Source organism: Kitasatospora albolonga (assembly GCA_002082585.1).
GTDB lineage: Bacteria > Actinomycetota > Actinomycetes > Streptomycetales > Streptomycetaceae > Streptomyces > Streptomyces stephensoniae.
Genome location: CP020563.1, coordinates 1,525,903 through 1,542,084 on the forward strand (window position 1 = coordinate 1,525,903; position 16,182 = coordinate 1,542,084).

General features: G+C 72.3%; 14 protein-coding genes and 1 pseudogene. 5 read left to right on the top strand and 10 right to left on the bottom strand.

Annotated elements, in window-relative coordinates:
• Positions 1-37: 37 nt before the first annotated feature.
• Both B7C62_06570 and B7C62_06575 read right to left on the bottom strand, forming a co-directional pair.
• Positions 38-676 carry a uridine kinase gene (locus tag B7C62_06570; GenBank protein ARF71964.1) on the bottom strand — a complete coding sequence of 213 codons (639 nt, stop codon included), beginning with the start codon at positions 674-676 and terminating at the stop codon, positions 38-40.
• 47 nt (positions 677-723) lie between these two features.
• Positions 724-1,419, bottom strand: a complete 696-nt coding sequence (locus tag B7C62_06575; protein ARF71965.1) for a transcriptional regulator — start codon at positions 1,417-1,419, stop codon at positions 724-726.
• Positions 1,420-1,487: 68 nt separating this feature from the next.
• On the opposite strand from B7C62_06575, the gene B7C62_06580 reads away from it, so the two are divergent.
• Together B7C62_06580 and B7C62_06585 are read left to right on the top strand one after the other, a co-directional pair.
• Positions 1,488-2,699: an aminotransferase gene (locus B7C62_06580; protein ID ARF71966.1), complete on the top strand. Its 1,212-nt coding sequence runs from the start codon at positions 1,488-1,490 to the stop codon at positions 2,697-2,699.
• The gene (locus tag B7C62_06585) at positions 2,696-3,304 is read left to right on the top strand and encodes a peptidase (protein ID ARF71967.1); all 609 of its coding nucleotides are present in this window, start codon (positions 2,696-2,698) and stop codon (positions 3,302-3,304) included. Before B7C62_06580 ends, B7C62_06585 begins: the two co-directional genes overlap by 4 nt.
• Positions 3,305-3,782: 478 nt before the next feature.
• Here B7C62_06585 and B7C62_06590 read toward each other — a convergent pair whose 3' ends face one another.
• The 4 genes and pseudogenes from B7C62_06590 to B7C62_06605 form a co-directional block, all read right to left on the bottom strand.
• Positions 3,783-4,514 (bottom strand): hypothetical protein, encoded by a 732-nt coding sequence (locus B7C62_06590; GenBank protein ARF71968.1) that lies wholly within the window; start codon positions 4,512-4,514, stop codon positions 3,783-3,785.
• Positions 4,515-4,574: 60 nt separating this feature from the next.
• Entirely contained in the window at positions 4,575-5,981 is a 1,407-nt protein-coding gene (locus B7C62_06595; GenBank protein ARF71969.1) for a hypothetical protein, read from the bottom strand.
• Positions 5,978-9,004 carry an ATP-dependent helicase gene (locus B7C62_06600; protein ARF71970.1) on the bottom strand — a complete coding sequence of 1,009 codons (3,027 nt, stop codon included), beginning with the start codon at positions 9,002-9,004 and terminating at the stop codon, positions 5,978-5,980. Before B7C62_06600 ends, B7C62_06595 begins: the two co-directional genes overlap by 4 nt.
• Positions 9,005-9,338: 334 nt before the next feature.
• Positions 9,339-10,097: pseudogene (locus tag B7C62_06605) on the bottom strand (hypothetical protein).
• A 262-nt stretch (positions 10,098-10,359) separates the two neighbouring features.
• On the opposite strand from B7C62_06605, the gene B7C62_06610 reads away from it, so the two are divergent.
• Both B7C62_06610 and B7C62_06615 read left to right on the top strand, forming a co-directional pair.
• The gene (locus tag B7C62_06610; protein ARF71971.1) at positions 10,360-10,716 is read left to right on the top strand and encodes a hypothetical protein; all 357 of its coding nucleotides are present in this window, start codon (positions 10,360-10,362) and stop codon (positions 10,714-10,716) included.
• 100 nt (positions 10,717-10,816) lie between these two features.
• Positions 10,817-11,146 (top strand): hypothetical protein, encoded by a 330-nt coding sequence (locus tag B7C62_06615; GenBank protein ARF71972.1) that lies wholly within the window; start codon positions 10,817-10,819, stop codon positions 11,144-11,146.
• A gap of 25 nt (positions 11,147-11,171) precedes the next feature.
• Here B7C62_06615 and B7C62_06620 read toward each other — a convergent pair whose 3' ends face one another.
• From B7C62_06620 to B7C62_06630, 3 genes are all read right to left on the bottom strand, one after another.
• Positions 11,172-11,540: a hypothetical protein gene (locus tag B7C62_06620; protein ID ARF71973.1), complete on the bottom strand. Its 369-nt coding sequence runs from the start codon at positions 11,538-11,540 to the stop codon at positions 11,172-11,174.
• A 66-nt stretch (positions 11,541-11,606) separates the two neighbouring features.
• On the bottom strand, positions 11,607-12,215 hold the full coding sequence (locus B7C62_06625; GenBank protein ID ARF71974.1) for a dephospho-CoA kinase: 609 nt from the start codon (positions 12,213-12,215) through the stop codon (positions 11,607-11,609).
• 100 nt (positions 12,216-12,315) lie between these two features.
• Positions 12,316-13,254 (bottom strand): proteasome protein, encoded by a 939-nt coding sequence (locus tag B7C62_06630; protein ID ARF71975.1) that lies wholly within the window; start codon positions 13,252-13,254, stop codon positions 12,316-12,318.
• 296 nt (positions 13,255-13,550) lie between these two features.
• Between B7C62_06630 and B7C62_06635 the strand changes: the two genes are divergently transcribed.
• Positions 13,551-14,516, top strand: coding sequence for a sheath polysaccharide-degrading enzyme (locus B7C62_06635; protein ID ARF71976.1), 966 nt, complete (start codon positions 13,551-13,553; stop codon positions 14,514-14,516).
• 112 nt (positions 14,517-14,628) lie between these two features.
• On the opposite strand, the gene B7C62_06640 is transcribed toward B7C62_06635, so the two are convergent.
• Entirely contained in the window at positions 14,629-16,140 is a 1,512-nt protein-coding gene (locus B7C62_06640) for a 30S ribosomal protein S1 (GenBank protein ARF71977.1), read from the bottom strand.
• Positions 16,141-16,182 lie beyond the last annotated feature (42 nt).

Below are 16,182 nucleotides of genomic sequence, written 5' to 3' on the forward strand. Positions count from 1 at the left end.
ACGCCCGCCTGTGAACGCCCACCCACGCAACGCCCGCCTAGGCCAACCCCGACCACGCCGGATGGAGCGGGTCGTCCGCCCGCACCACCACGTCCGCGCGTTCGGCGGGCGCCACCTCCTCCTCGTACCGGGCGAAAGCAGGAAGCGTCCACCGCTCCGCCTCCCGCGTGCGCCGCCGCAACGCGCCCTCCGAGAGCCGCACATGAACGCTCAGCGCGAACGGGAACCAGTGGCCGAGCAGCAGCGGCCCGTGCACGATCACCACCCCGCCCTCCGGCACCTCCCGGTACGGCGCCCGCGTGGCCCGGTCCGTCACCGGGTCCCACAGGTCGGGCAGCACCCGCCCGGAGCCGCCCGCCTCCAGCGGCCCGAACACCTCGCGCCAGAGCGCGCCCGTGTCGAACCAGCTGTCCGCGTACGCGTCCGGGTCCTCCTTCCCGTACTCGAACCGCAGGCTCGCCGGGCGCAGAAACCCCTCGGTGGGGACCACGAGCACCGACCGGCCGCGCAGCCGCAGCTCATCGGCGAGGCGTTCGGCCAGGTCAGCGGTGCGGGCGGCCGGGGCGCCGTCGATGCCGAGGGCGAGCCGGGGTGATCCGTCGGCGGCGGTCAGGCCGTCCGCGTGCCGGGCCAGCCCACCGGCCAGCCGTTCCCAGGTGATCGCTTCGAGTCGCACGCCTCCATCATCCATCCCCGGCGCCGGGGCACACGGCCCCGCACGCCTCACCCGCCCCGCAGCTCGGCGGCGAGCGGCCCCTCCCCCATCACCTCGATCCGGCCGTCCTTGACCGCCGCCGCGAGGGTGACCTCGCCGCGCCCCAGCTCCAGGCAGAGTTCGGCGGCGAGGGTGATACGGGCGTCGGGCCGGGGCGCCGGGCCGAACCCGTACAGCTCGCTCCCGGGCTCGATCGCCGCGCCCCTCCCCGTACGGACATGGAACTCGCCCTCGTCCAGCCGGACTTCGAGGACGCCCTCCTGGGCGAGACCGGTCAGCGCGCGCAGCAGGGGCAGGGCGAACCAGTGGGCGCGCACGGCGTCGGTGGGGCGGCGTTCGGTGAGGGCGGGGGCGCCCCACTCGGCGAGGGCGGTGAGAACGGGGAGGAGGCCGTGGCCGCGCTCGGTCAGTTCGTAGACCGAGGCCGCGGCGGGCGGCGGGAGCTTGCGGCGGACGGCGAGGCCGCCCTGCTCCATGTCCTTGAGGCGGGAGGCCAGCACGTCGGTGGAGACGCCGGGCAGATCGGCGTGGAGGTCGGTGTAGCGGCGGGGTCCGGCGAGCAGTTCGCGGACGATCAGCAGCGTCCACCGGTCGCCCACGGAGTCGAGGGCGCGGGCGGTGGCGCAGAACTGGTCGTAGCTCCGGCGTCTGACGGGGCGTTGGGCGGCGGGCTGCTGACGTGGCATACGACGCAGTCTAGACATGTTGTTGGACTTTCCAAGCTCTCACTTGGTAAAACCAAGTATCGCAGTTCGGCTCGGGGAGGCACCGCATGGAGTTCCGGCAGTCCAGCAAGCTCAACGAGGTCTGTTACGAGATCCGGGGCCCGGTCATCGAGCATGCCAACGCCCTGGAGGAGGCGGGCCACAGCGTGCTCCGGCTCAACACGGGCAACCCGGCGCTCTTCGGCTTCGAGGCGCCGGAGGAGATCGTCCAGGACATGATCCGGATGCTGCCCCAGGCCCACGGCTACACCGATTCGCGCGGCATCCTCTCCGCGCGGCGGGCGGTGGCCCAGCGCTACCAGGCCATGGGGCTCACCGAGGTCGGCGTGGACGACATCTTCCTCGGCAACGGGGTCTCCGAGCTGATCTCGATGGCCGTGCAGGCGCTGCTGGAGGACGGCGACGAAGTGCTGATCCCGGCCCCGGACTTCCCGCTCTGGACGGCGGTGACCACGCTCGCGGGCGGCAAGGCCGTGCACTACATCTGCGACGAGGGCTCCGACTGGAACCCGGACCTCGCCGACATGGCGTCGAAGATCACCGACCGGACCAAGGCCGTCGTGATCATCAACCCGAACAACCCGACGGGCGCGGTCTATCCGCGCGAGATCCTGGAAGGCATCCTGGATCTGGCCCGTCGGCACCACCTGATGGTCTTCGCGGACGAGATCTACGACCAGATCCTGTACGACGGGGCCGAGCACCACAGCGCGGCCGTCCTCGCCCCGGACCTGGTCTGCCTCACCTTCAGCGGGCTCTCGAAGACGTACCGGGTGGCCGGGTTCCGCTCCGGCTGGATGGTGGTCTCCGGTCCGCAGCAGCACGCCCGCAACTATCTGGAGGGCCTGACCATGCTGGCCTCCATGCGGCTGTGCCCCAACGCGCCCGCGCAGTACGCCATTCAGGCCGCGCTCGGCGGTCGGCAGTCCATCCGGGAGCTGGTCGCGCCGGGCGGCAGACTGCACGAGCAGCGCGACCGGGCCTGGGAGCGGCTGAACGAGATCCCCGGCGTCTCGTGCGTGAAGCCGAAGGGCGCGCTGTACGCGTTCCCGCGCATCGATCCGAAGGTCCACCCCATCGTCGACGACGAGAAGTTCGTCCTGGACCTGCTGCTGCGCGAGAAGATCCAGGTGGTGCAGGGCACGGGCTTCAGCTGGCCGCGCCCGGACCACTTCCGCATCCTGACCCTCCCGTACGCCGACGACCTCGACGCGGCCATCAGCCGCATCGGCCGCTTCCTGAACGGATACCGCCAGTGACCTGTGCCCTCTGCCCCGTCCCCGTCCACACCCAGTTCGCCACGGCCGCGCTGGTGGGGGCGATCGTGGAGGGCGGGCTCGACCCGGCCGAGGACCCGGGCTGGGCGGAGTCGGGAGCGTCGTCGCCCGCCGAGTACGCGCGCTGGGCAGGTCATCTGTGCGGTATGACCTGCCTGCGCATGGCGCTCGGCGCCGACGCCCCCTCGCTGTTCGAACTGCGGGACGGGGCGCTGAAGTACGGGGCGTACACGGAGGACGCGGACGGAACGATCCGGGGCCTGGTCTACGCCCCCTTCGCGGAGTACGTCAGTGAGGTGTACGGGCGCGAGGCCACGGTCCACCGGCACCTGGAGGTGACCGAGATCGCCGCGCTGCTGGACGCGGGCCGGACCGTGCTGGCCTCGGTCCACTACGGCATCCGGCATCCGGAGCGGCCGGCTCCGGGGCGGGGCGGGCATCTGGTGCTGGTGACCGCACGGACGGCCGACGGGTCCGGTCTGCACTTCCACAACCCGTCGGGGACGGATGCCGGGACGCGGGCGGCCGTGCTGCCGGTGGCGGAGTTCGAGCGGTTCTTCGCGGGGCGGGGTGTGTCACTGGCGTGAGGGGCCGCCCTCGGAATCGGAGCCACCGGACGCAGCAGGCCGGAAACAGGAAACAGGAGCGGCCCCGGCGGACCGGAAACGGGAGCGGGCCCGGAGGCGTAGCCGGCCTCCGGGCCCTGAGTGTGCCGCCCATCGGGCACGCCGGCACGTTTAAGGGCCCGGGTCAGTCATGATGTCGTCGCGTCCTGCCTTTGGACCACCGCAGATCGGAGCTCTGCGGGCCGGACTTGAACCGGCATCTCGACGCGCGCGGGCCCGGGCCCGTTCGATCCGGCGATCGGCGGCGAATGCTGAGTCTGGAGCAAGAGTCTGAGATTGACGGCGGTCTGCCTCTGCCTGCTTGGGCTACTCCGGCCCGTGCCGGAGGGAGGAGTCGAACCTCCACTGGAACCGCGCCTTCACGACAAGCTTCAGTTTCAGCTTGCGCTCCTCGCGCACCCCGGTCACCGTCATCGGCGGCCGGGGAATCCATGGTCGGTCACCCGAAGAGGTAACCGAATACCGCATCACCCACCCGCTGGTCGGTGACCTCGACGCCGTTGGCCTCCTCGCGGGCGAACTTCACGGCCTGCTGGAGCTTCTCGACCCGGTCCAGCAGTTCGTTGACGCGCCGCGCGGGCAGTGCGCCGGAGAACTTGACGGTGGTCCAGTACCCGATCGGGATGTCCTCGTAGTACACCTCGACCTGCGCCGGGTGCTTCTCGGTGGCCTCCGCCTTGACGTGGTTGCGGGGCACCTTCTTCGTACGGACCGTGCGGACCGGCTCGGTCTTCCAGGAGTCGGTCGAGGGGTCCTGCACCCATGCCTCGGCGGCGTCCAGCACGGGCAGCTTGCGGATGAAGGTGTTGAGGTCGGTCAGCTGCTTCTCCAGGAAGAGCAGATACGACACCGGCACCTCGGCCACCAGCACCCGGCCGTCGACCTTCACGTCCGCCCTGGCCGAGCAGTTCGCCCAGTCCTTCGTGGCGGTCACATCGAAGAGCCGGGTCAGGGTCGTCGCGGTGTCCCGCAGCACGTCCTCGGCCCTGACCTGGACCAGCGTCGACTCGGGCGGAAGCTGCTCGCCCTCCTCGTCCTTGGGCTGGTAGGTCCGGGAGATCCCGGCCAGCAGTCCGGCCTTCTGGAGGCCGTGATGTGCCGCCGTCAGGTCCTGGTGTGCCTTGGACTTGACGCCCTTCTCCACTGCGATGATCTGATTGAGTTTCGCCACGCCGAGGACGCTAACAGTGCCAACTCCGCCGTGGCCAGCAGTTTTTGCCGCACGCACGCCCTACCGCACATACGGAGGGTCGTCCTCCGGGTCCGGCACCGGGTCACCGGTCAGCAGGGCTTCGAGGACGGTGACCGGGTCGGGGTCCGGGGCGGCGCGGGGCCACCAGTCGTCGGCGCCGGGGTCGGACTCGTAGCCGTACCAGCGGGCGTCGTGGCCGAAGCGGAGCTGGAGCGAACCGTCCGGGTGGGTGAGGTGGTTGCGCCAGGGCGTCAGGCGCGGGAACTCGGCCGCCGCCAGCAGGGGCCGCGCCCGGTCGAAGGGGCCGGCCGGGGGGTCCCAGGGCGTCTCCAGGACCGTGAGGCCCTCGGCCCCGCCCTGCCGCCAGGCGGCCACGGCGCGGGCCAGGTCGGTGGTGTTGCGGCCGGTGGCATGGGCGAGCTCCCGGTAGAGCGCGCGGGTGGTGGCGGTGAGCCCGGCGGTCGGGCGGGAGGCGGCGATCCGGACCGCGTCCTGCCAGGGGGTGAGCCCGGCGAGCGGGTCGCGGCCCGTCGTCAGGAGGGCGTGGGCGCGGGCGGCGGCGTCGGTGGCGAGGTGGTCCAGGCCCAACGGGTCGCGCGCGCCGGGCAGGTCCGGGTAGGACGGCGGCCGGCCCGGATACGGGGATACGGGCAGGGGCGCCGGGAGCGGCGGCAGGAAACGGTCCGCGAGGGCTTCCGCCGCCGCGACCGACGGGACGGCCGGAACGGCGGGGCGCTCGCGGGCGGAGTGCTCGGCGTTGCGGCGGCCCAGCTCGTCCAGCAGCTCGCGCTCGCCCCGGCCCCGCATCAGCAGCAGGACGAACGGGTCGCTGTCGAGCAGCCGTGCGGCCTGGTAGCAGAGGGCGGCGACATGCTTGCAGGGGCGGCCGTGGTCGGGGCACGTACAGCTGGGGTCCAGGTCGTTGCCGCCGGGGAGCAGCCGGACGTCGGCCTCCCGCGCGGTGTCGGCCAGGGAGTGCGGCATCTCCTTCGCCAGCAGCGCGGAGAGGTGGCCGGGGTGGGCGGCGACCGCGTCGAGCAGGGTGTCCCAGCCGGTGTCGGTGAAGGTGCGCAGGCGGAGCTCCGCGCGGTAGGGACGGGCGCGGCTGCCGTGCACATAGGCGACGACGCGGCCGGGGGTGACGGTGATCGCGGCGACCTTGCCCTCGTCGGCGTAGGCCCGGCCCCGGGCGAGGCGGGCCGCGTCCATCGACAGCGCCTCCAGCGCGGCCACCCAGGCGCGGCCCCACCAGCTGTCCGCGAAGGGCCCGTCCTCCGGGGAGGTCCGGGCGGGCACCGCCTCGAAGGTGCGCCGCAGATCGTCGGGGCCGGGGCGGGAGCGGGGCGCCGAGCGAGGAGCGGGGCCGGAAGCGGGGCGCGATGCCGTACGCGGGGTGGGGCCGGGTGTCGTACGGGATGCCGGGCCGGACGCCGGGCGCGGGCTCATGCGGGCCTCCGCAGCGAGACGAGGTCGGCGAGATCGCGGTCGCTGAGCTCGGTGAGGGCGCTCTCGCCGGTGGAGAGGACCGCGTCCGCGAGGGCCCGCTTGGACTCCAGCAGCTCGGCGATCCGGTCCTCCACCGTGCCCTCCGCGATGAGGCGGTGGACCTGCACGGGCTGGGTCTGCCCGATGCGGTACGCCCGGTCGGTGGCCTGCTCCTCCACGGCCGGGTTCCACCAGCGGTCGTAGTGGATGACATGGGCGGCGCGGGTCAGGTTCAGCCCGGTCCCGGCGGCCTTGAGGGAGAGCAGGAAGACGGGGACCTCGGCGGACTGGAAGCGGTCCACCATCCGTTCCCGCGCGGGCACCGGCGTACCGCCGTGCAGGAGCTGGGACGGGATCGCCCGGGAGGCGAGGTGCGCGGAGAGGAGCTCGGCCATCGTCACGTACTGGGTGAAGATCAGGACCGAGCCGCCCTCGGAGAGGATCGTGTCGAGCAGTTCGTCGAGCAGGGCGAGCTTGCCGGAGCGGCCGGTGAGCCGGGTGGGCTCCTCCTTCAGATACTGCGCCGGGTGGTTGCAGACCTGCTTGAGCGAGGTCAGCAGCTTCATGACGAGACCGCGGCGGGCGATGCCCTCGGCGCCCTCGATCTGCGCCATCGTCTCGCGCACCGCCGCCTCGTAGAGCGTGGCCTGCTCCCGGGTGAGGGAGACGGGGTGGTCGGTCTCCGTCTTGGGCGGCAGCTCGGGGGCGATGCCGGGGTCGGACTTCTTGCGGCGGAGCAGGAAGGGGCGGACCAGCCGGGCGAGCCGTTCGACCGCCTCCTCGTTGCCGAGGCCCGCGGCCGTGTCCGTGCTCTCCACGATCCGGGCGTGCCGGGCCCGGAACGCCTTGAGCGGGCCGAGCAGTCCGGGGGTCGTCCAGTCGAGCAGGGCCCAGAGCTCGGAGAGGTTGTTCTCCACGGGGGTGCCGGTGAGGGCGACCCTGGCCGGGGCGGGGATGGTGCGCAGGGCCTTCGCGGTGGAGGAGTGCGGGTTCTTGACGTGCTGGGCCTCGTCGGCGACGACCAGGCCCCAGGTGTGCGCGGCGAGCTGGGGTGCGCTGGAGCGCATCGTGCCGTACGTGGTGAGGACGAAGCCGCCGTCCTGCCCGCCCAGGGTCCGGTCGGTGCCGTGGAAGCGGCGGACCGGGACACCGGGGGCGAAGCGGTGGATCTCCCGGTGCCAGTTGCCGAGGAGGGAGGCGGGGCAGACGACCAGGGTGGGGGCCCGGCGCGCGCGGTGCAGATGGAGGGCGATGAGGGTGATCGTCTTGCCGAGGCCCATGTCGTCGGCGAGGCAGCCGCCGAGCCCGAGCGAGGTCATCCGGTCCAGCCAGGCCAGTCCGCGCAGCTGGTAGTCGCGCAGGGTCGCGTCGAGTCCGGGCGGCGGGGCGATCGCCGTGTCGTCGGCGAGGATGCGCGTACGGAGCGCGGCGAGGGCGCCGGTCGGCACGGCCTCGACCTGCTCCCCGTCCACCTCGGCGCTCCCGGTGAGGGCGACGGCCAGCGCCTCCACCGGGTCCAGCAGGCCGAGCTCCCGCTTGCGTGCCTTGCGTACGAGCGCGGGGTCGACGATCACCCACTGGTCGCGCAGCCGCACCACCGGGCGGTGGGCCTCGGCGAGGGTGTCCATCTCCGCCTCGGTCAGCCGCTCGTCCCCCAGGGAGAGCTGCCAGTCGAAGGCGAAGAGCTGCTCGGCGTCGAAGAAGGAGGTGCCGTCGGTGGCCGATCCGGGCGCGGGCCGCACGACGGCGGCGGCCGTGAGCGAACGGGCCAGCTCGCGCGGCCAGTGGACATGGACCCCCGCCGCCGCCAGCCGGGCGCCCGCGTCGCTCAGCAGCTCGTACAGCTCGTCCTCGGTGATCGCGAGGACATCGGGGACGGGCTGGTCCAGCAGCCGTTCCAGCGGTCCCCAGACCCGGGCGGCCCGGCGCAGCGCCAGCACCGCGTCGACCCGGGCGCGCGGCCCGAACGGCTCGCCCGCCGTGCCGTTCCACAGGGCCGCCGCGTCGACCACGTACGTCGGGTCGGCGAGGCTGTGCACCTGGACGACGGCCGCAGCGGCATGGCGGACCGCCGGGTCGTCGGGACGCACCACGTGCTCCGCGTACTCCGGGGCGGCCTCCCCGGAGGCCGTGACGGCGTAGGTGTCGGCGGTGTCGAACAGCTCGTACGCGGAGAGGTCCAGCCGGAGCGAGACCCGTACGCCCGCGTCCAGGCCGGAGGCCACCTCGACGGCCCAGGCGGTGGCGTGGGGCAGGTGCTGGGGCTCACGCGCGGCGAAGGGGGCGCCCATCGCGGAGGCGGCGGCCGGGGTGCGCGGGAGCGTGTCGGCGACGGCGTCCAGGAAGGAGCCGAGCAGCGCCTCCGGATCGGGGAGCCGGGGCGGATCGAGGTCCGGGAGCGGCACCGCGTACCCCTCGGGCGGCAGCGCCGCGGTGACCGCCCGCAGGTGCGCGATGTCCTCGGCGTCCCTCGGCCCGGCCCGCCAGGCGTCGTGGCCGTCCGTCGTGAGGCCGGGCAGCAGTCTGCCGCGCGCGACCAGGTGGAGGGCGTGCAGCGCGGCGGCGCCCCAGCAGCGGGTGGCGGGGTGGGCGGACGCCTGGTGCCGGGCGCGGACGAGCACGGGCAGCGCGTCGGCCACGGAGAGCAGCGCGGCGGGCACGTCGGCGCTCCGGACACCAGGGGGTGGTGTGGTCCCGTCCCGCCGGACGACCGTGAGCTCACCCGCGCGGTACGGCACGGAGTCGGCCGGGGTCCGGCCGTCCGCGTAACCGTCGTCCGGGTAGGCGAAGGAGGACCCGTCACGCGCGGGCGGATCGCCGGGGGCCCGGGGGTCCCAGAAAGCGATCAGCCCGTCTCTCGGGACGGGGGCGGGCAGAAAGACCGCCGCACAGCGCAGCAGGCGGCCGACGTCCGCGCTCAGCGGCTCGCCGCCGCCCGGGTCGCGCGCTTCCCGCACCGCGTCACGTGCCCCGTGTGCCGCCATTCCGGCCCCCCTCCCATCTGATCCGCCGAGTCCGCCAGCACGGTCCGTACTGACTCTCCGCGAGTCTAGGCGGGAGGTCTGACAACGCCGCCCACGGCCGCATCACCGCAGCTCGGGGCAGGACTGAACCGGGCGGGGCCGCTCGCCGTCGGCTCGGTGCCGGTACAGCGGCGACCACGCCCAGTGATGCTCGGCCCCCTCGGGAGCCGACTCCTCAGGGCGTCGACTCCTCGGGAATCCGCACGTCCGGCGCCGCCGCCGTCGGCCCCGACGGCAGACCGTTCGGCGACGGCGCCTCCCGTACGGAACGGTCGCCCGCCGCCTCCGGCACGCTCTGCTGCGCCCGCTCCAGGAACCGGAGGAGCTCCACCGGGAAGGGCAGCACCAGCGTGGAGTTCTTCTCCGCCGCGACGGCCACCACGGTCTGCAACAGCCGCAGCTGCAACGCCGCGGGCTGCGCGGACATCTCGCCCGCCGCCTGCGCCAGCTTCTTCGAAGCCTGGAGCTCCGCGTCGGCGTTGATCACCCGGGCGCGGCGCTCCCGGTCCGCCTCGGCCTGACGGGCCATGGAACGTTTCATCGTCTCCGGCAGCGAGACGTCCTTGATCTCGACCCGGTCGATCTGGACGCCCCAGTCGACCGCCGGGCTGTCGATCATCAACTCGAGCCCCTGGTTGAGCTTCTCCCGGTTGGAGAGCAGGTCGTCCAGGTCGCTCTTGCCGATGATCGACCGGAGCGAGGTCTGGGCCATCTGCGAGACGGCGAACCGGTAGTCCTCCACCGCGATGACGGCCGTGGTCGGGTCGACCACCTTGAAGTAGATGACGGCGTCCACCCGGACCGTGACGTTGTCCCGGGTGATGCCGTCCTGGGCGGGCACGGGCATGGTCACGATCTGCAGGTTGACCTTACGGAGGCGGTCGACCACCGGCACGACCAGGGTGAAGCCCGGCGGCCGTGTCCCCTCGCGCAGTCTGCCGAGCCGGAGCACGACGCCCCGCTCGTACTGCCGGACCACCCGCGCCGCAGCGGCCACGTACAGGGCACCGGCGCAGACCAGTGCCACCGCCGCGATGACCAGCTCCTGGACCATGACAGCCCCCTGACAGACATCGAAGACGACCCCTTTACACCGTTTATCCCCCATATGGGTGCACGGTGAACCTCCGGCGTCCCCTCCTCGCCCGGTCGGCCGCGCACCGGATGCCGGGGCGGTGGGGAGCGGGCAGGGTGGCCAGCGCCGGTATGTCTCCGCCGCACACCGAACCCGCGTACCGAACCCGCCGACCCCCTGCCGATGAACCCGCGTACCGATGATCCGGACGAACACCGGACGAGCAGACGAGGACCCGCCCATGTCCGTGACCGCGCCCGACCCCCGCCGCCGACGCCGTCTCGGCGCCGTCGCCGCAGCCTCGCTCCTCACCCTCACCGTCGCGGGCTGCTCCGGCCTCGGCCGTACAGCGGTCGGCCCGGTGACGTACACCACCGACCGCGAGGCGGTCGTCGAGGTGAACAGCCCTTCGGTACGCGGCTGCCACCGGCTGGCGCCCACCGGGGCCCGTGAGGTCGAGAACGGCACGCTGGTCGACATCGTCCTCTACCCGACCCGTGACTGCACCGGGGGCGGAACGACCTACCTGGCCACCACGTTCACCGATGTGGCGGCCGAGAGCGGTCCGCCGTGGCACAGCTACACCTTCGTGCACTGAGCGGATCGGCGCACTGAGCGGAGCCCGGCGATCCGGGCGCCGAGCCGCCCCCGTGCGATCCCGTCCGGCTCCTCACCCCCGCCGCGCACCTCACGGGTCCATGCTGGAGGGTGAGGTGATCGTCATGCGTACCGGCAGTGAGCCCGCGACCGCCCGCAGTCCGCTGCGGATGCGGCTCTGGCTGAGCCTGTGGGGGACGTTCTGGGCGCTCTTCGGCCTGCTGGCCTTCTCCCTGACCGGGCGGCCGGGCTGGGCCGTCGCCTGTGCGGTGCTCCTGGCCCTCACGCTCCTGGACCTCTGCGTGGTCACGTACCGCATGCGCCAGGGGGCGCACTTCCAGCCGGGCAGGGATGTGCCGCCGTACGAACCCGACCGGGGCGGACGCCCCCGGTGGCGGCCGGACCCGCGCGACGGGACGAAACCGCCGTGACACCGGCCCGGCAGCCCCCGGCCGCTCACTCCCCGGCGTCGAACCTGGCCGCCCGCAGGTACTCCGGCTTCGGGTCGAGCGCCGCCGCGAGCCGGAAGTGCCGCATCGCCTGCTCCGGGCGGCCCGCCCGCTCGAAGGTGCGGGCCAGCGCGTAGTGGGCGAAGGCGTTGTCCGGTTCGCGCTCCAGCACCAGCTCGAACTCCAGCTCGGCCGGGCGGAGTTGGGCGGCGGCGAAGAAGGCGCGGGCCCGCAGCAGCCGGGCGGCGGTGTTCTCCGGGTGGGCGGCGATCACCGAGTCGAGGAGTTTGACCGCGCCCCGGGGGTCCCGGGCGTCGAGCAGTTGCTCGGCCGCGCGGAAGTCGATGACATGGGTTTCCGGGTTGCTCTCGGGCACGGTCGCATCCTTCCCTTCGCTCCCGCGTTTGCAACATCCGTCCCGGTACGGCTATTCCGGTACGGGTCAGCGGGCGGTGGCGGCGGCCCTGCGCAGCAGTTCCTCCCAGACCCCGCGCACCTGCGGTTCCAGCGCCTCCAGCGGCCCGTCGTTGTCCACGGTCAGATCGGCGACGGCGAGGCGTTCCTCACGGGTCGCCTGGGCGGCCATCCTGGCGCGGGCGTCGGACTCGGTCATTCCGCGTACGTTCACCAGCCGGTCGAGCTGGGTCTCCGGGGACGCGTCCACCACGATGACCAGGTCGTAGAGGGGGGCGAGGCCGTTCTCCGCCAGCAGCGGTACGTCATGGACGACGACGGCGTCCGCCGCCGCCTCCCGTTCCAGCTCGGCCGCGCGGGCGCCGACCAGGGGGTGCACGATCGCGTTCAGCGCGGCGCGGCGGTCCGGGTCGGCGAAGACCAGCGCACCGAGCGCCGGGCGGTCCAGGGTGCCGTCGGCGGCCAGGATGTCCGGCCCGAACTCCTCGACCACGGCCGCGAGCCCGGGGGTTCCGGGCTCGACGACCTCACGCGCGATGCGGTCGGAGTCGATCAGGACGGCACCGTACTCGACGAGTCGCCGCGACACTTCGCTCTTGCCGGCGCCGATCCCGCCGGTCAGGCCCACTTTCAGCATGGGCCGCAGCCTACGGGGCCGACCGGCCCGCCCGGCCGCCGCCCTCCCCGGGCCGCTGCTCTCCCCCGGCCGTCGGCCTCGCGGTCGGCGGCTCCGCCGCTCAGCCGTCGCCCTCCCGCTCGGCGAGGAAGCGCTCGAACTCGCGGCCGATCTCGTCGGCGGACGGCAGGTCGACGGGTTCGGCGACGAGGTTGCCGCGGGTCTCGGACCCGGCGACCGCGTCGTACTGGTGCTCCAGGCCCTCGACCAGGGAGACGAGCTCCTCGTCGCCCTGGCCGATCTGCCGGTCGATCTCGGTCTGGGTGCGGTGCGCCTCGGTGCGCAGGGAGTGCGCGAGAGCGGGCAGGACCAGGCCGGTCGCGGCGGTGATCGCCTCCAGCGCGGTCAGGGCCGCGTCCGGGTAGGCGGACCGGGCCACGTAGTGCGGGACGTGGGTGGCGACCCCGAGGACGTCGTGGCCGGACTCCATCAGCCGGTACTCGACAAGGGACTCCGCCGAGCCGGGGACCTGGGCCTCGTCGAAGGGGCTGCGGTGGCCGGGCATCAGGTCGGTGCGGTTGCCGTGCGGGGTGATGCCGACGGGCCGGGTGTGCGGGACGCCCATGGGGATGCCGTGGAAGTTCACCGTGAGACGGACGCCGAGGCGCTCGACGATCTGCTCGACGGCGGCGGCGAACCGCTCCCACTCGACGTCCGGCTCGGGGCCCGACAGCAGCAGGAAGGGCGCTCCGGTGGCGTCCTGGACGACCCGGACCTCCAGGGTCGGGGCCTCGAAGGAGGTCCAGCGGTCGCGCCGGAAGGTCAGCAGGGGACGCCGTGCGCGGTAGTCCACGAGCCGGTCGTGGTCGAACCGGGCCACGACCTGGTGGGGCAGCGTTTCGAGCAGGCCGTCGACGATCTGCTCGCCGGTCTCGCCCGCGTCGATGTATCCGTCGAAGTGGTAGAGCATGACCAGGCCGGCCGACTCCTGGGCCAGCGCCATGTCGACGACGGCCAGGCCCTTCGGCTCCCATTCGTACAAACTCTGCGGATCAGGCACGGTTACCGCTCCTCCTCGTGTTCCCTGGGAAGAACGCGGCCGGCTCCATGAGCATTCCCCGCGGCCGCACTTTCCGGCAACGGAGCTTCACGGCCCGTCAGTTGATGACCCAGTCGGCTAATGGTCCAGACCTTGACGGACCCCGGGGCCCGTCCCTACCGTCACCGGGCGACCTATTCAGGGACGCGCTCCCCTTTCACGTACAGGAATGTGCGGGAATGTACGGGGACGCCCCTGTCCCCTGTCCCCCACTGCCCCCACGCCCCCTCCACCCCCTCCGACGGGAAGGCTCCCCCATGCGCCCCCGCACCCCCCTCACCGCCCTGCTCGCCGCCGCCGGTCTGGCCCTGACCGCCGCCGGGCCCACGACCGCCGCCCCCGTGAACGCGGCGGCCGTGATCGACGTGTCCACCGCGTCCCAGCTCAAGGCCGCGCTCACCGCCGTCTCCCCCGGCGACACGATCCGCCTCGCCGACGGCACGTACACGGGCAACTTCAAGGCCACCCGCCCCGGCACCCCCGGCGCCCGCATCACCCTCACCGGCTCCAGCAGGGCCGTCCTGACGGCGGGCGGCGGCTACGGGCTCCATCTGAACGGCGCCTCGTACTGGACGGTCCACGGGGTCACGATCCGGGGCGGGCAGAAGGGGATCATGGCCGACGCGGCGAACGGCGTCGTCATCGACTCTGTCACCGTCCATGACCTCGCCATGGAGGGCGTCCACTTCCGCAAGTCCAGCCGCGACGGCGTACTGAAGAACTCCCGCATCCACGACACCGGGAAAAACGGGCGTGGCATGGGCGAGGGCGTGTACGTCGGGACGGCGAACGACCTCACCGACCGGAGCGACAACGCGCAGATCCTGAACAACACCATCGGGCCGGGCGTCGGCGGCGAGAACATCGACATCAAGGAAGGCACCACCGGCGCCCGGATCATCGGCAACACCTTCGACGGCAGCGGACTCACCGGGGCCAACTACGACGACTCCTGGGTCGACGTGAAGGGCAACGACGTCCTGGTGGAGGGCAACCGGGGCACCCGTACCACCAACAACGGCTACGAGACCCACACCCAGCGGCCTGGCTGGGGCTGCGGCACCGTCTTCCGGGGCAACATCTCGGACCTGACCGGCGCCACCGGGGACCGGCAGCTCGCCGTCAACGTCACCAACAACAGCGCCACCTGCCGCACCACGGTCCACGCGAGCAACACGGTCACCGGCGGCAAGGGGCTGACCAACATCACTGTCACCCCGTGACGACCGCCTGAATACCTCAATACGCGAGTGAGGCCCGCCCCCCGAAGGGAACGGGCCTCACTCAGTGCTCCACAGCTTTACCGCAGCCGATGAGCCACCGGGGGTCGGAGCGTCAGCTCTGGCCGCCCGCCAGCTTCTCGCGCAGGGCGGCAAGGGCCTCGTCCGACGCCAGGGCGCCGGAGTTGTCCGCCGACTCCGAGGAGTACGAACCGCCACCGGAGCCGCCCGAGGCGGCCGGAGCGGCGCCGGCCGGGGCGGCAGCGCCCTCGGCAGCGGCGGCCTCGTCGGCCTCGCGGCTCTTGATGACCTGGGCCTGGTGCTGCTCGAAGCGCTGCTGCGCCTCGGCGTACTGGGTCTCCCAGACCTCGCGCTGCGCCTCGAAGCCCTCGAGCCAGTCGTTGGTCTCGGGGTCGAAGCCCTCGGGGTAGATGTAGTTGCCCTGGTCGTCGTACGACGCGGCCATGCCGTACAGCGTCGGGTCGAACTCGACCGAGGCCGGGTCGCCACCGAAGGACTCGTTGGCCTGCTTCAGCGAGAGGCTGATGCGGCGGCGCTCGAGGTCGATGTCGATGACCTTGACGAAGATCTCGTCGTTGACCTGGACGACCTGCTCCGGGATCTCCACGTGACGCTCGGCCAGCTCGGAGATGTGGACCAGACCCTCGATGCCCTCGTCGACGCGGACGAACGCACCGAACGGAACGAGCTTGGTGACCTTACCCGGGACGACCTGACCGATCTGGTGCGTCCGGGCGAACTGCTGCCACGGGTCTTCCTGCGTCGCCTTGAGCGACAGGGAGACGCGCTCGCGGTCCATGTCGACGTCGAGGACCTCGACGGTGACTTCCTGACCGACCTCGACAACCTCGGAGGGGTGGTCGATGTGCTTCCAGGAGAGCTCGGAGACGTGCACGAGACCGTCGACGCCGCCCAGGTCCACGAAGGCACCGAAGTTGACGATCGAGGAGACGACGCCGGAGCGGACCTGACCCTTCTGGAGGGTGGTGAGGAACGTCTGGCGCACCTCGGACTGGGTCTGCTCGAGCCAGGCGCGGCGGGACAGGACCACGTTGTTGCGGTTCTTGTCCAGCTCGATGATCTTCGCCTCGAGCTCCTTGCCCACGTAGGGCTGGAGGTCGCGGACACGACGCATCTCGACGAGCGACGCCGGGAGGAAGCCGCGGAGGCCGATGTCGAGGATGAGACCACCCTTGACGACCTCGATGACGGTACCGGTGACGATGCCGTCCTCTTCCTTGATCTTCTCGATGGTGCCCCAGGCACGCTCGTACTGAGCGCGCTTCTTCGAGAGGATCAGGCGGCCTTCCTTGTCCTCCTTCTGGAGAACCAGGGCCTCGATCTCGTCGCCGACCTTGACGACCTCGTTCGGGTCGACGTCGTGCTTGATCGAGAGCTCGCGGCTCGGGATGACACCTTCGGTCTTGTAACCGATGTCGAGGAGAACCTCGTCCCGGTCAACCTTGACGATGACACCGTCAACGATGTCGCCGTCGTTGAAGTACTTGATCGTCTCGTCGATCGCCGCGAGGAACGCGTCCGCGTCGCCGATGTCGTTGACCGCAACCTGCGGAGTGGTGGCGGTGGTCTCGGTGCTGCTCGTCATGTGGGAAAGGGCTCCGGTACGGACAGAGAGTCGTAGGTACTG